This window comes from Prevotella heparinolytica (genome assembly GCF_004342845.1).
In the GTDB taxonomy this organism is placed as follows: Bacteria; Bacteroidota; Bacteroidia; order Bacteroidales; family Bacteroidaceae; genus Bacteroides; species Bacteroides heparinolyticus.
The window spans coordinates 104,589-118,683 of sequence record NZ_SLXB01000009.1 but is presented as its reverse complement, the minus strand read 5'-3'; the positions used below and the strand labels follow the sequence as shown (position 1 = coordinate 118,683).

The following is a 14,095-nucleotide window of genomic DNA, read 5'->3' as shown; positions in this document are numbered from 1 at the left end:
GTAAGAGAGATACTTACCGATTGCGATTACAAAAATGTCAAAGAACTAAATTATAAACAATTGAAAATCAGATGGGATTAAGTGCCCAGCAGTGGAGTGGAACCTATTCTTACAACAGTACTACACAAAAAGTAAATCTCAAATTTGCCAGATTGATAGGTATGAATGCAAAAATAGATTATTCTTCTGCCGGCATGGATTTGTTGTTCGACTCGGATAAATTGCTGAAGTTACTGATTTTCTTTGGAAGTAAAAGTAATAATACAGCTATCAAAAGTGTCAGCTCTTTGGCAAGCAGCTATGATGGTATGATGACAGGATTTACCTTGAAGAAGAAATCTTGATCACCTCCCCTTTTTCTATCATTGAATCTTAGGTATTATTCAATGTTGCCATAAAGAAAAACTCCCGTAATTTTATCTGGTTACGGGAGTTTTTTATGTGGGAAACTTTAATTTATTTACCCAAAGCCTGAGCCACGTCTACAGCGCAAGCCACTGTACATCCTACCATCGGGTTGTTACCGATACCGAGGAATCCCATCATTTCCACGTGAGCGGGAACGGATGAAGAACCGGCGAATTGGGCATCGCTGTGCATGCGGCCCATCGTGTCCGTCATACCGTAAGATGCAGGGCCGGCCGCCATGTTGTCCGGATGGAGTGTACGGCCTGTACCGCCACCCGATGCTACAGAAAAATAAGGCTTGCCGGCAAGTACGCGTTCTTTCTTGTAAGTTCCTGCAACGGGGTGTTGGAAGCGGGTCGGGTTGGTAGAGTTACCGGTAATGGAAACATCTACGCCTTCTTTCCACATGATGGCAACACCTTCACGAACATCATCGGCACCGTAGCATTTTACTTTGGCGCGAGGACCGTCGCTGTATGCTATTTCGCGAACAACTTTCAGTTCGCCTGTATAGTAATCGAATTGAGTCTGTACGTAAGTGAAACCGTTGATACGAGAGATGATCTGTGCGGCATCTTTGCCCAAACCGTTCAGGATGCAGCGCAGAGGTTCTTTGCGCACCTTGTCGGCTTTGGCTGCAATCTTGATGGCACCTTCGGCGGCAGCGAATGATTCGTGGCCGGCCAAGAATGCGAAACATTTGGTTTCTTCGCGCAACAACATCGCAGCCAGATTGCCATGGCCGATACCAACCTTACGGTCGTCGGCTACGGAACCCGGAATACAGAATGCTTGCAGACCGATACCGATTGCTTCGGCTGCTTCGGCTGCATTTTTACAACCTTTCTTAATGGCGATGGCACAACCTACCACATAAGCCCATTTCGCATTTTCGAAACAGATGGGCTGGGTTTCTTCACAAGTCTTATAAGGATCGAGACCATGAGCTTCGCAGATAGCGTTAGCTTCTTCGATGTCTTTGATACCGTTAGCGTTCAAAGCAGCAAGAATCTGTTTGATACGACGGTCTTGGCTTTCAAATTTTACTTCTCTAATCATAATGTCTTTCCTCCTTATATTATTCGTGACGTGGGTCAATGTGTTTAACTGCACCTTGCTCGGCAGTGAAGCGACCGTATGTGCCGGTTACTTTCTTCAAAGCTTCGTTGGCGTCCGTACCTTTCTTGATCTCATCCATGAACTTGCCAAGGTGAACGAATTCGTATCCGCAGATTTCATCGTTCTTGTCCAGAGCGATGGTCTTAATGTAACCCTCTGCCATTTCAAGATAACGAGAACCTTTGGCCAGAGTGCCATACAATGTACCTACCTGGCTACGCAGACCTTTACCCAAGTCTTCCAGACCGGCACCGATCATCAAACCGCCTTCAGAGAAAGCAGATTGTGTGCGGCCGTAAACGATTTGCAGGAAGAGTTCGCGCATGGCTGTGTTGATAGCGTCGCAAACGAGGTCGGTGTTCAATGCTTCGAGAATAGTCTTTCCCGGGAGAATTTCTGATGCCATGGCAGCAGAGTGAGTCATACCGGAGCAACCGATAGTCTCAACCAAAGCTTCCTGAATAACGCCTTCTTTTACGTTGAGGGTTAATTTACACGCACCTTGCTGAGGAGCACACCAGCCGATGCCGTGTGTCAAACCAGAGATGTCAACAATTTCTTTAGCTTTTACCCATTTACCTTCTTCGGGAATAGGAGCCGGTCCGTGGTTAGGACCTTTCTTCACAACACACATGTGTTCCACTTCGTGTGAATAAGTCATAATTAGCTCTTTTTAAGTGATATAATTAAGAAAAATGTAATCCACTTTTATTAGTCAGCGCAAAGTTAGTTCTTTTCTTCGTTTTTGCCAACTCTTCAATTTGACTTTTTTACTAAGAGTTTGTTTTAATCTCGTTTTTCGTTTTTTCCTCTTTGTTTTCCCCAATTAAGCATTAGGACTCCTAGCCTCAATCGGAGATAGAACATACGTCGGCACTACGGCCTCTTCATTTTTGACCGACATCTCTCCTTATTATACTGCTGTTCTTGCTGATGCGCCATCACCTCAATCCTCTGCCTTTACTGATTTACCTACACACTCCAACTTATGGAACTCGCTGCAATTTTTTATGCTCAAAGCTTTGTTCGCACTGCGCGGATGTCTGTTCGCACGTTGCGAACATCTGTCCGCAGGTTGCGTTTTTGTATTCGCACCGTGCGAACAGAGATTTATCCAAGTTGCGAACAAGTTTACTGTTTACAGCAAACAATTTTATTCCATGGATTTAAGAGGTTTATTCCATAAGTACAACACATCTATTCATGATTGCTATCCGCTCAAACTGCTTGATTGTGGGGTCACTGTATCTCCTCATATTTTCTCCACTGAGATTGTTTCAAGGCTGGTTTTTGTCGATATTTTGTCTTTTCAGGCGTAATTATTGAATCAAACTCTTAACTTTGCCGTCGCATGTTCCGCTATGCTTCTTGCAAAAGCAGAAAGAATTCTTCTGTAAATCAAGAAGATTGGAAAGAGTGGAGTGCTAAATTCAAACAAGCTTCTAAAAAAACTACTCAATATGATAAAAGTGACAGATGCTGCTTTGCGTCAAGCGGCTGCCGACGGGATGGATGCCTTTATCCATGTATTTACCGAGGCTTATGAACAAGAGATAGAAAGCAATGGCAATTTGGCAGCCGATACGATGAGTATGCTCACAGCTGAACAACATTCATTGCTGGCCTATCGGATTTTTCGCGATGAAGTGATGGAAGGAGGGTTTTGCCAATTGATTCAGAATGGCTATGGCGGATATATCTTTGATAATCCGTTTGCCAAGGTGATGCGTCTGTGGGGAATTGGCGATTTGAGCAAGTTGATTTACGCCGCCAAGAAGATATATGATGCTCATCGTGGGGACTTGGAGCGCGAGCGTACAGACGAAGAGTTTATGGCAATGTACGAAGAATACGAAGCTTTCGACGATTTGGAAGACGAATTCCTGGAAAAGGAAGAAGAATATACCGCTGCCGTGGCCGGATATGTGGATGAGCATATCGATTTGTTTGCCACGATTGTATGATTCCGGGGCGTTTTCCCACCGACAGATAATGCCGTTCGCAAAAAGCACGAAACGGGCAGGCTGGTTGTGCCGGTTGGGATGACGAAGTGTTAAAAAAGCAGAAGTATTTGCAGTATTCGGGCGTGTTTTCCGTTTACTCTTAAAAACAATGAAAAAAAGAGTGGGGTATCTCGTTACCCGATTCTTTTATCTAAATTTGCAAACCCTAATATTAAAGAAAATGAAACATTTGAATTTTTTGATGATTGCCTTTACCCTCTTGTTGGGTGTTTCGTTAACCTCCTGTCTGAATAGTGGTGATAATGAAAGTTCTTTTGACGGCTATGGCTATATGCGTGTAAAACACTATTTAGGAAGTTCTTGGTTTGAAGATTTGGGAGGAAATAAATATTTCCCCACTGAAAGTTCACTTGCCACGGTAAAGTCTAACAGTGGCTTTGATATAACAAAAAGCGATTTAGTCTTGCTTCAATACAAAAACGTAGAAACGCAGGCAGGGAAAGAAACGGCTACAACTACCAATCGTACTATTAGACTTGTGGGAGCCGTGGCTATAGATTCTTATGAAACTCGAACCGTACCTACCGAGGCCGATATGCCTCTTGGGAATGCACCTATTGTGACCTTGAATCCTGTTGCTCAGTACGGTGATACCTACAAGCCGTTTATTTATGGTCCTGAAATGGTGGTTTTGCCCATCAACTGGAAGATGGAAAATAAAACGGAAGCATTGGCACAACATTCATTCGAATTGATATATGTAAAAGATATGCAGAAGAGTGCATCGGAGCTGGTGCTTTATTTGCAACATAATAAGGGAACGGATACCAAAACAGAAGCGAATGCTTACCGGAATAAGGCTTATGATATCAAAAGCATCATGAGTGCCATCAAGAGCAGTACCCAAAAATATCCTGAGAAAATTATAATCAAAGCCAAAGTTGCTGCCGATGGCGGGACGATGCCTGATACTTATACGGATTTTGAGATAGACAGCAGCGCACTTAATAAACTGAAATAATTTGAACTATAAAGATTTATTTCACATAGCTCTGCGACTGATTACCTCTCCGGCTCGTACGTGGGAGGAAATTAGTTTAGAGGATAGACGAAAGGTCTTTACGGCCTTTGTCTATCCTATGATTGGTTTATGCGGGTTGTCCGTCTTCATTGGTTCGTTGATAAGAATGGGGTGGGGCGAGCCGCAAAGTTTTCAATATGCCATGACGCGATGTTGCGCTGTGGCTGTTTCTTTGTTCGGAGGATACTTTCTGGCGGCTTATCTCATCAACGGGTTGCGTGCCCGCATGCTTGGAATGGAGAGCGACATTCCGTTGGCACAACAATTTGCAGGCTATGCCTTAGTGGTAGTGTTTCTGATGAAAATGGTTATCGGCATACTGCCCGATTTCTATGTCATAGCTTTGCTGCTTCAGTTTTACATCGTGTATGTGGTGTGGGAAGGAAGCGACAAAGTGATGCGGGTAGCTGAGAAAGAACGTTTGCGTTTCACCATTCTTTCTTCAGTTTTGCTGATTGTCTGTCCGGCAATGGTGGAGTGGATATTCAATCAATTGACGACAGTGCTGAACTGAGCGCTTTCAACGTGTGGAGTTTTTAAGGTAAAGAGTTATTTGAAAGGATGAATAGAATTATGAAACAAGCTCCTGTAAATATAAAGAACAAACGTGCCACATTCGATTACGAACTGATAGACACCTATACGGCCGGTATCGTGCTTACGGGTACGGAGATTAAGTCCATTCGCTTGGGAAAAGCAAGTCTGGTCGATACTTTTTGTTATTTTGCAAACGGCGAACTATGGGTGAAGAATATGCATATTGCCGAATATTTTTACGGGTCGTACAACAATCATTCGGCACGCAGGGAACGTAAGCTTCTGCTAAACAAGAAAGAACTGGATAAGTTGGCACGCGACACGAAAACTCCCGGCTTTACCATTGTCCCGGTTCGTTTGTTCATCAACGAGAAAGGCTTGGCCAAAGTAGTGGTGGCCCTTGCCAAGGGTAAAAAAGAATTCGACAAACGCCAGTCTTTGAAAGAAAAAGAGGACAAACGCGATATGGCGCGGATGTTCAAACGATGATAATTATCAAACAGCGAACCACAGATTACAAGGCTCTTTTTTTCTACAAACATTATGAAACAGCTGAACGAGTTGGTGCGTGAGCACATCCTTATTCTGGATGGTGCCATGGGTACCATGATACAACAATACAACTTAACGGAGAAAGATTTCCGGGGCGAACGTTTTGCACACATTGCCGGACAGATGAGAGGCAACAATGATTTACTCTGTCTGACGCGGCCGGATGTGATACAAGATATCCATCGCAAATATCTGGAAGCAGGGGCAGACATCATTGAGACAAACACGTTCAGTTCCACTTGCGTCAGTATGGCCGATTATCATGTGCAGGAATATGTGCGTGAAATGAATCTTGCGGCTGTAAGGCTGGCTCGCGAGGTGGCCGACGAGTTTACCGCTCTTACTCCTGATAAACCTCGTTTTGTGGCAGGTGCCGTGGGGCCTACAAACAAAACGTGCTCCATGAGTCCCGATGTCAACAATCCGGCTTTCCGTGCTCTGACCTACGACCAACTGGCCGCTGCCTATCAAGAGCAGATGGAGGCTTTGCTTGAAGGTGGAGTAGATGCCTTATTAATAGAAACCATCTTTGATACGCTGAATGCAAAGGCTGCTATTTTTGCCGCAGAGCAAGCTATGGAGACTGTCGGCATACGCGTTCCTCTGATGCTTTCCGTCACGGTTTCTGATATAGCCGGACGTACGCTTTCGGGGCAGACGCTGGACGCTTTCTTAGCTTCCGTGCAACATGCCGACCTCTTCTCCGTGGGGCTGAACTGTTCTTTCGGAGCCCGGCAATTGAAACCTTTTCTGGAACAACTTGCCGCCCGTGCTCCTTATTATATCAGTGCCTACCCCAATGCCGGTTTACCCAATAGTCTGGGAAAATATGACCAAAGCCCTGACGACATGGCACATGAAATAAAAGAATATATTCATGAAGGCCTGGTGAACATTATTGGAGGATGTTGCGGAACCACGGACGAATACATTGCTCGTTATGCTGCTTTAATAGAAGGTGTGTCGCCTCGTCGTCCCGCCCCGAAACCTGCCAACTTGTGGCTTTCGGGACTTGAACTTCTGGAGGTGAAACCGGAGAACAACTTTGTAAATGTGGGTGAGCGTTGCAATGTGGCGGGCTCGCGTATGTTCCTGCGCTTGATCAACGAGAAGAAATACGATGAGGCGCTTGGCATTGCCCGTCGGCAAGTGGAAGATGGCGCCCAACTCATCGACATCAATATGGATGACGGCTTGCTGGATGCTTGTGCAGAAATGACTACTTTTTTGAATCTGATAGCTTCCGAGCCTGAGATCGCGCGCGTTCCCGTGATGATAGACTCTTCCAAGTGGGAAGTGATTGTTGCGGGGTTGAAATGCCTGCAAGGTAAATCTGTAGTCAACTCCATTTCTTTGAAAGAAGGTGAGGAGAAGTTTCTGGAGCATGCACGCATCATCAAGCAATATAGAGCGGCAGTCGTAGTGATGGCTTTCGACGAGAAGGGGCAAGCTGATACTTTTGAACGCAAAATTGAAGTTTGCGAACGTGCATATCGCCTTTTGGTCGATAAGATCAACTTCAATCCTCATGATATTATTTTCGACCCGAACGTGCTTGCCGTAGCTACGGGGATGGACGAGCATAACAACTATGCCGTGGACTTTATTCGTGCCACCGGTTGGATTAGGAACAATCTGCCGGGTGCGCATGTCAGCGGAGGAGTAAGTAATCTCTCTTTCTCATTCCGTGGCAATAATTATATCCGTGAAGCAATGCATGCCGTGTTTCTTTATCATGCTATTCGCGAAGGGATGGATATGGGTATTGTGAATCCGGCAACTTCTGTTCTTTATACGGATATTCCTGCCGACATTTTGGAACGCATTGAAGATGTGGTGCTGAACAGGCGCCCTGACGCTGCCGAGCGGCTGATAGAAACAGCCGAACGCCTGAAAGCAGAAGCCGAGGAAGCTAAGGGGGCAGGTGGTAAGAGTACGGCTTCCCCCCATTCGCAACTGGCATGGAGAGAGGGAACCGTTGTGGAAGACCGCTTGAAATATGCTTTGACCAAAGGTATCAGCGATTATCTGGAGGAAGACCTTGCCGAGGCGTTAAAGCTCTATCCCACGGCTGTGTCTATCATTGAAGACCCTTTGATGGCAGGTATGAATCATGTAGGCGATTTGTTCGGAGCTGGTAAGATGTTTTTGCCGCAAGTGGTGAAAACGGCGCGCACCATGAAGAAAGCGGTGGCCATACTTCAGCCGGTGATTGAATCCGAAAAGGAAAAAGGGGCGGTATCTGCCGGTAAGGTATTGCTTGCCACGGTGAAAGGAGATGTACATGATATCGGCAAGAATATCGTTTCGGTGGTTATGGCCTGCAACGGATATGAAATCATAGACCTTGGCGTAATGGTGCCTGCCGAAACCATCGTGCAGCGTGCCGTAGAGGAACAAGTAGACATGATAGGACTGAGCGGCCTGATAACTCCTTCCTTGGATGAGATGGTGCATGTGGCCATCGAGTTGGAGAAGGCGGGTCTGAATATTCCTTTGCTGATAGGGGGAGCTACGACTTCGCAGCTTCACACGGCATTGAAGATTGCTCCGGTATATCAGGCTCCGGTTGTTCATCTGAAAGATGCTTCGCAGAATGCCACGGTAGCAGTGAAACTTATGAATCCTGCAACAAAAGAGGAACTAAAGAAGGAACTTAACGAGCAGTATGCGCAATTGTGCAAAAAGAATCAGGAAAGAAAAGTAGAGACCGTTTCGTTGGAAGAAGCGCAAAAGAATAAGCTGAATCTGTTTTAAACAGCAGTTTTTATCTCTCCGGTTGTCAGCCTACACTTGGTCGCTCCTATAGTGTGGGCAGACCTTCCTCAAAGTGTGGGATAATGTCGCTTAAGGTGTGGGCATACGCTTCGGCAAGTGTGGGCATACTTCCCGTAAGGTGTGGGCTTGCGATTGCACAAGTGTGGCCTCCCGCATCTATAAGTATGACCACTCAATTCTACAGATTAGGGGATGATTATTTCTTCCTTGCAGAAGGGCGCGAAGTATCCTGTATCTTATTCTTATATTGATCAAATCGTGAAGTAATATCCCTCACAAAATTATATGTCTCGATACCCCGGAAATATCCATTCTTACAAACGGGATCGGTGAAGTATTCTTCATTACTTTTTAGCAGAATGAAAGTCTCTACATGGTCTTTCCACACATACTTGTTTTTGCCGTACTTTTCGGCCAGAGCCATGGCGTCTTGTACGTGTCCGATTCCTGAGTTGTAAGCAGCTAATATGAAGTTGATGCGCTCCTCTTGGGGAACCAGTGTAAAGCTTTTATCCATAGCAGCTATATATTTTGTGGCTGCTTTGATGCTTTCCTCCGGATTTTGTTCCTTGCCTGCAGGTACTCCCATTGCTCTTGCCGTGGACGGCATTAGCTGCATCAACCCTTTGGCTCCTGCCCATGACACGGCAGTGGTGTCAAAGTTCGACTCCGTGTAGGCCAAGGAAGCCAGCAGGCGCCAGTCCCAATTAATATCGGGCGCATATTTCTTAAACAAATCATCGTAATGAGATATTTTGCCTTCGCGTAACGAGAGAATAGGGGAGTGCGGAAAGATTTTGCTGATTTCAAAGTAACGCTTCATACTCGCCGTGTAGGCAGGCGAGGTCACGTTCTCTGCGTGCCACTTGTCGGCAATGGCAGCCAATTGCGGACTATCTTTGCGTACAGCCCATGAAGCACGCTGATCGAAGCTGATGGATAATCCGATGTTTAGGTTAGGATAATAGGTGGCATTCAGTTGTGCTACATCATTATCGGCCACCGTATAGGGAATTTTTCCTTGCGCTACTTGCGTAATCAGGTCTTCGGTGCTGATGCTATCGTTGGTGACCTGATGGATGCGAATGCCTCCTCCAAGTTCGTCGTCCAGATTGACCAGACGTTCATAATATTTCCCCGGTTTCACATATATGTCTTTTCCGATGAGTTCCGTAACGTCTTTCAGGGGCTTGCTGCCTCCACCGTTCCGTTGCACGATGACTTGGTGGGTGATGATTTCCTCGCCGCAATAAATCAGGCTGTCTTTCCATTCCTTGGTGATGGGCAGGTTATAGGCTATAAGGTCTCCCTTGCCGGCTTGCAATTGTTCGATAAGTTCGTGCACGCTCCGGACAACTTCTATCCTCAGCTTTACTCCCAGGCTTTTGGCAAACTGTTCGCTCAACTCATACTGGAATCCCATATCCTGACCGCGATAGATGAAATAGGACGTGGAGCTGTATAAGGTCAACGCCACCAGTTCACCACTGTCTTTTATCTGTTGCAAGCCGTCGTATTGTCTTTCTTCTTTACCGTGGCTTCCACGGCATCCCGAAATGCAACAAAGCAACAGTGCAAGAATGACCGATAATGAATGATTGCTCATTAATGACCAAAGTTTCCGGAAGCAAACTATGTCAATCATACTATGTTATTGTGTTGATCGTCAATCTGTTTTTGGAACCTCAATCTTCTCGTATCACTTCAAATGCTTCTTGATATACATGGTCAATATGTCAATGGCTATCCGGTTATTTCCACCTTCGGGCACAATGAGGTCGGCATATCGTTTGCAGGGTTCGATGAATTGCTGGTGCATCGGTTTCAGAATACGGGTGTAACGTTCCATTACCGCTTCGGCTGTACGTCCTCGTTCCACCACGTCACGTTGTATTACGCGAATCAAGCGTTCGTCGGGATCGGCGTCTACAAATATTTTGAGGTCCATCATGTTGCGCAATTTCTTGTCGCACAAGGCTAAGATTCCTTCGATGATGATGACTTCGCGAGGTTCGATATGGATGGTTTCGGGCTGCCGGGTACACGTCAGGTAAGAATAAGTGGGCTGTTCAATGCTCTTCCCTTCGCGCAGCATGGCTACGTGTTTGGAAAGCAGACTCCATTCAAATGCGTCCGGATGGTCGAAGTTGATGTTCTGCCTTTCTTCCACAGGCACGTGGCTGCTGTCTTTATAATAAGAGTCTTGTGGCAGTAATACCACTTCACCGGCCGGTAGGCTTTCAATAATCTTACGTACTACGGTGGTTTTTCCCGAACCGGTTCCTCCTGCAATTCCTATTATTAACATCCGTTTAAGTATATATTTAAAACAAAACCTGTATTTTTGTTGCACGAAAACCGGCATTATTCCGCCAAACGTTTCGGCAAAAGAAGATGAACATTCTTTTGTTCTCTGTCGTTATAAATTTTGCTGTTCTTGAGAAAAACAGCCGTTTCGGCTGACAAATATAGACATAAATCATTAAAACAACAATTTATGGTAAAGCACATTGTATTATTTAAATTGAAAGATGAGGTTTCAGCTGACGAAAAGTTAGCGGCAATGAATAATTTTAAAGCAGCTATTGAAGCGCTTCCGGCAAAGATACCTGTTATCCGTAAGATAGAAGTCGGATTGAACATGAATCCGGGCGAGACTTGGAACATTGCTCTTTACAGTGAGTTCGATACATTGGATGATGTGAAGTCTTATGCTGTCCATCCCGACCATGTGGCTGCCGGGAAACTCCTTGCCACAGTGAAGGAAAGTCGCGCCTGTGTGGATTATGAATTGTAAACAAATCTCTTTTCAATTAATTAAAAGCTTTAGACGAAACATGAAGAATATATCGCTCTCTTTTTTTCTGTTGCTCTTCGCCATGGTGGCGCAAGCGCAGATACAAGACCCCGTTAAGTTTAAGTCGGAATGGAAGATTTTACCGGGCGGTGAGGCAGAGGTTGTGTTCACTGCATCCATTGATAAAGGCTGGCACGTTTATTCTACCGATTTGGGCGATGGCGGTCCTATTTCGGCTACTTTCAATGTGGAGAGACTTTCGGGAGTGGAAACTGTGGGTAAATTGAGACCGGCAGGTAAGGAGATTTCCGCATTCGACCGCTTGTTCGAGATGAAGGTGCGGTACTTTGAGCATACTGCCCGGTTTGTGCAGAAATTAAAGCTCACAGGCAGTACCTATCAAGTGGAAGGTTATTTGGAATATGGTGCCTGCAATGACGAGAATTGCTTACCTCCCACCCAAGTGCCCTTTAAGTTTTCCGGAGAAGCGGAGGGTGTTGCCAGGGAAAATGTCGCTTCTGTGTCGGAAACAAACGTTGCTGATGTATCGGCACCGCAAGAAGCCGTTGCAGCCGATACGGTTTCTGCTGCAAATGTTGATGGAGTGGGAGTCCTCGCAGGAGGGGATGTGCCGAATAAGTCTGACTTGTGGAAACCGGTAATCGACGAATTGAAAGCCTTGGGGGAGTCTACTTCTCACGAGGATATGTCATGGTTTTACATTTTCATTACCGGATTTGTCGGAGGACTTCTGGCATTGTTCACCCCATGCGTATGGCCTATTATCCCGATGACGGTCAGCTTTTTCCTGAAGCGAAGCAAAGACAAGAAGAAAGGTATTCGTGACGCTTGGACGTATGGTGCATCAATCGTCGTTATTTATGTTACGCTCGGTCTGGCCATTACGCTTATTTTCGGCGCCAGTGCACTGAATGCGCTTTCCACCAATGCCGTGTTCAATATCCTGTTCTGCTTGATGTTGGTTGTGTTTGCCGCTTCTTTTTTCGGGGCTTTCGAGATTACTCTGCCTTCCAAGTGGAGCACGGCTGTAGACAGCAAGGCGGAAGCAACGAGTGGCCTGCTCAGCATTTTCTTGATGGCGTTTACGCTCTCATTGGTTTCTTTCTCCTGCACAGGGCCTATTATCGGCTTCCTTTTGGTACAAGTTTCTACTACGGGCAGTGTGGTGGCTCCGGCCATCGGCATGCTTGGCTTTGCAGTAGCTTTGGCATTGCCATTTACATTGTTTGCACTGTTCCCGTCTTGGCTGAAGTCCATGCCCAAGTCAGGAGGGTGGATGAATATAATCAAGGTGACTCTTGGTTTTCTGGAATTGGCGTTTGCCTTGAAGTTCCTCTCAGTGGCTGATTTGGCTTATGGCTGGCGTATTCTTGACCGTGAAACATTCCTCGCATTGTGGATTGTGCTGTTTGCCTTGCTTGGCTTTTATTTGTTGGGTAAAATCAAGTTCCCGCACGATGACGACGATACGAAAGTCAGCGTACCACGCTTTTTCATGGCTCTGGCATCATTGGCATTTGCCGTTTACATGGTCCCCGGTTTGTGGGGAGCGCCGTTGAAAGCGGTCAGTGCTTTTGCACCACCCATGCAGACGCAGGATTTCAATCTCTATAATAATGAAGTACATGCCAAGTTCGATGATTATGATCTCGGAATGGAGTATGCGCGTCAGCATGGCAAACCGGTGATGCTCGATTTTACCGGTTATGGCTGCGTAAACTGTCGTAAGATGGAACTTTCCGTATGGACAAATCCGAAAGTGAGTGATATCATCAATAACGGATACGTACTTATCACCCTTTATGTGGACAATAAAACACCGCTTCCTGCACCTGTGAAGATCGTGGAAAACGGTACGGAACGCACTCTGCGTACAGTGGGCGATAAGTGGAGCTATCTGCAACGTGTGAAGTTCGGTGCCAATGCGCAGCCTTTCTATGTGCTGATTGACAACGAGGGGAAACCTCTTAACAAGTCATATTCTTACAATGAGGATATACCCAAATACATTGAGTTTTTGCAGACCGGTTTAGAGAATTACAAAACGAAAAAATAAATATGAGTCAGCTTAATGAGTAATAAACCCACTCGTTAAGCTGACTTTCTTTTAAGATGAAACATATTATTGACATCGAAAAATGGGAGCGACGGGATAATTATGGATTTTTCCGTGGCTTTGCAAATTCGTGGTATTCCATTACAACGGAGATTGAATGTACGGAAGCAAGCGCTGTCGCCAGAAATATCGGACGGTCCTTCTTCCTTTATTACCTGTATGCTGTGCTACGCTCGGCCAATGAAGTGAAAGAGTTGCGTTATCGTACGGACAAAAACGGGCAGGTCATTTTTCACGATCAGGTAGACATTATTTCCCCGATAGCGGTTCCCGGAAAGACTTTTTATACGGTCCGTATTCCTTATCATGAAGATTTTGAACGTTTTTATACCGATGCCCATGCCATAATAACAGATATTCCGGCAGACGGCGATCCTTATAATGCAGAGAAAATACTGATGGCTCAAGGCGATTATGACGTGGTACACCTGAGTGCCGTGCCTAAAATGTATTTCACGGCTACCACGTATACGCTTGCCGAAATCGGGAATGGCTGTAACTACCCGTTGATGACTTCCGGCAAAGTTATCACTCGTGAAGGAAAGCTGTATTTTCCTCTCTCCATATATGTAAACCATGCTTTTGTGGATGGTTCGCATTTATCGGTTTTCTTCGGAAAAATAAAGGAGCATCTGAAAGAGATTGCACAAGGATGAGATGCACTTAAACACCGCTCATAGAATAAACCTCTTGAATCCATAGAATAAAATCGTTTGTTGCAA

General features: G+C 45.5%; 12 protein-coding genes and 1 pseudogene. 9 read left to right on the top strand and 4 right to left on the bottom strand.

Going from position 1 to position 14,095, the window contains the following annotated elements; all coding sequences use genetic code 11:
• Positions 1–95: 95 nt before the first annotated feature.
• Positions 96–344: pseudogene (locus tag EV202_RS06565) on the top strand (lipocalin-like domain-containing protein); the annotation flags it as partial.
• Positions 345–456: 112 nt separating this feature from the next.
• Here the strand turns inward: EV202_RS06565 and EV202_RS06560 are convergent.
• Complete coding sequence (locus tag EV202_RS06560; protein ID WP_106068657.1) at positions 457–1,467, bottom strand: GGGtGRT protein; 1,011 nt, start codon at positions 1,465–1,467, stop codon at positions 457–459.
• Positions 1,468–1,486: 19 nt separating this feature from the next.
• Positions 1,487–2,188: an iron-sulfur cluster assembly scaffold protein gene (locus EV202_RS06555; RefSeq protein WP_125239592.1), complete on the bottom strand. Its 702-nt coding sequence runs from the start codon at positions 2,186–2,188 to the stop codon at positions 1,487–1,489.
• 799 nt (positions 2,189–2,987) lie between these two features.
• Between EV202_RS06555 and EV202_RS06550 the strand changes: the two genes are divergently transcribed.
• The 5 genes from EV202_RS06550 to metH all read left to right on the top strand — a co-directional run bounded on the left by EV202_RS06550 (position 2,988) and on the right by metH (position 8,418).
• Entirely contained in the window at positions 2,988–3,491 is a 504-nt protein-coding gene (locus tag EV202_RS06550) for a DMP19 family protein (protein ID WP_106068659.1), read from the top strand.
• Positions 3,492–3,639: 148 nt separating this feature from the next.
• The gene (locus EV202_RS06545; RefSeq protein ID WP_234878250.1) at positions 3,640–4,512 is read left to right on the top strand and encodes a hypothetical protein; all 873 of its coding nucleotides are present in this window, start codon (positions 3,640–3,642) and stop codon (positions 4,510–4,512) included.
• 1 nt (position 4,513) lies between these two features.
• A complete protein-coding gene (locus EV202_RS06540; RefSeq protein ID WP_106068661.1) occupies positions 4,514–5,086 on the top strand; it encodes a Yip1 family protein in 573 nt (190 codons plus the stop codon).
• Between the two features lie 59 nt (positions 5,087–5,145).
• Positions 5,146–5,598 carry an SsrA-binding protein gene (smpB, locus tag EV202_RS06535; RefSeq protein ID WP_106040353.1) on the top strand — a complete coding sequence of 151 codons (453 nt, stop codon included), beginning with the start codon at positions 5,146–5,148 and terminating at the stop codon, positions 5,596–5,598.
• 54 nt (positions 5,599–5,652) lie between these two features.
• Positions 5,653–8,418, top strand: coding sequence for a methionine synthase (gene metH, locus EV202_RS06530; RefSeq protein ID WP_131926231.1), 2,766 nt, complete (start codon positions 5,653–5,655; stop codon positions 8,416–8,418).
• Between the two features lie 217 nt (positions 8,419–8,635).
• Here the strand turns inward: metH and EV202_RS06525 are convergent, their stop codons facing one another.
• On the bottom strand, positions 8,636–10,045 hold the full coding sequence (locus EV202_RS06525; RefSeq protein ID WP_106068663.1) for an MltF family protein: 1,410 nt from the start codon (positions 10,043–10,045) through the stop codon (positions 8,636–8,638).
• A 93-nt stretch (positions 10,046–10,138) separates the two neighbouring features.
• Positions 10,139–10,747 (bottom strand): uridine kinase, encoded by a 609-nt coding sequence (gene udk, locus EV202_RS06520; RefSeq protein WP_106068664.1) that lies wholly within the window; start codon positions 10,745–10,747, stop codon positions 10,139–10,141.
• A 189-nt stretch (positions 10,748–10,936) separates the two neighbouring features.
• On the opposite strand from udk, the gene EV202_RS06515 reads away from it, so the two are divergent.
• Genes EV202_RS06515 through EV202_RS06505 form a run of 3 tightly spaced genes read left to right on the top strand, consistent with a single transcriptional unit; the run spans position 10,937 to position 14,029 of the window.
• Complete coding sequence (locus EV202_RS06515; RefSeq protein WP_125239769.1) at positions 10,937–11,236, top strand: Dabb family protein; 300 nt, start codon at positions 10,937–10,939, stop codon at positions 11,234–11,236.
• Positions 11,237–11,276: 40 nt separating this feature from the next.
• On the top strand, positions 11,277–13,313 hold the full coding sequence (locus EV202_RS06510) for a protein-disulfide reductase DsbD family protein (protein ID WP_131926229.1): 2,037 nt from the start codon (positions 11,277–11,279) through the stop codon (positions 13,311–13,313).
• A gap of 56 nt (positions 13,314–13,369) precedes the next feature.
• Positions 13,370–14,029: a CatA-like O-acetyltransferase gene (locus tag EV202_RS06505; protein WP_131926227.1), complete on the top strand. Its 660-nt coding sequence runs from the start codon at positions 13,370–13,372 to the stop codon at positions 14,027–14,029.
• The last annotated feature ends 66 nt before the right edge of the window (positions 14,030–14,095 follow it).

Coding starts and splice junctions, on each gene's coding strand:
- EV202_RS06560 (WP_106068657.1), bottom strand. CDS start 1,467: ATGATTAGAGAAGTAAAATTTGAAAGCCAAGACCGTCGTATCAAACAG.
- EV202_RS06555 (WP_125239592.1), bottom strand. CDS start 2,188: ATGACTTATTCACACGAAGTGGAACACATGTGTGTTGTGAAGAAAGGT.
- EV202_RS06550 (WP_106068659.1), top strand. CDS start 2,988: ATGATAAAAGTGACAGATGCTGCTTTGCGTCAAGCGGCTGCCGACGGG.
- EV202_RS06545 (WP_234878250.1), top strand. CDS start 3,640: ATGAAAAAAAGAGTGGGGTATCTCGTTACCCGATTCTTTTATCTAAAT.
- smpB (WP_106040353.1), top strand. CDS start 5,146: ATGAAACAAGCTCCTGTAAATATAAAGAACAAACGTGCCACATTCGAT.
- metH (WP_131926231.1), top strand. CDS start 5,653: ATGAAACAGCTGAACGAGTTGGTGCGTGAGCACATCCTTATTCTGGAT.
- EV202_RS06525 (WP_106068663.1), bottom strand. CDS start 10,045: ATGAGCAATCATTCATTATCGGTCATTCTTGCACTGTTGCTTTGTTGC.
- udk (WP_106068664.1), bottom strand. CDS start 10,747: ATGTTAATAATAGGAATTGCAGGAGGAACCGGTTCGGGAAAAACCACC.
- EV202_RS06515 (WP_125239769.1), top strand. CDS start 10,937: ATGGTAAAGCACATTGTATTATTTAAATTGAAAGATGAGGTTTCAGCT.
- EV202_RS06510 (WP_131926229.1), top strand. CDS start 11,277: ATGAAGAATATATCGCTCTCTTTTTTTCTGTTGCTCTTCGCCATGGTG.
- EV202_RS06505 (WP_131926227.1), top strand. CDS start 13,370: ATGAAACATATTATTGACATCGAAAAATGGGAGCGACGGGATAATTAT.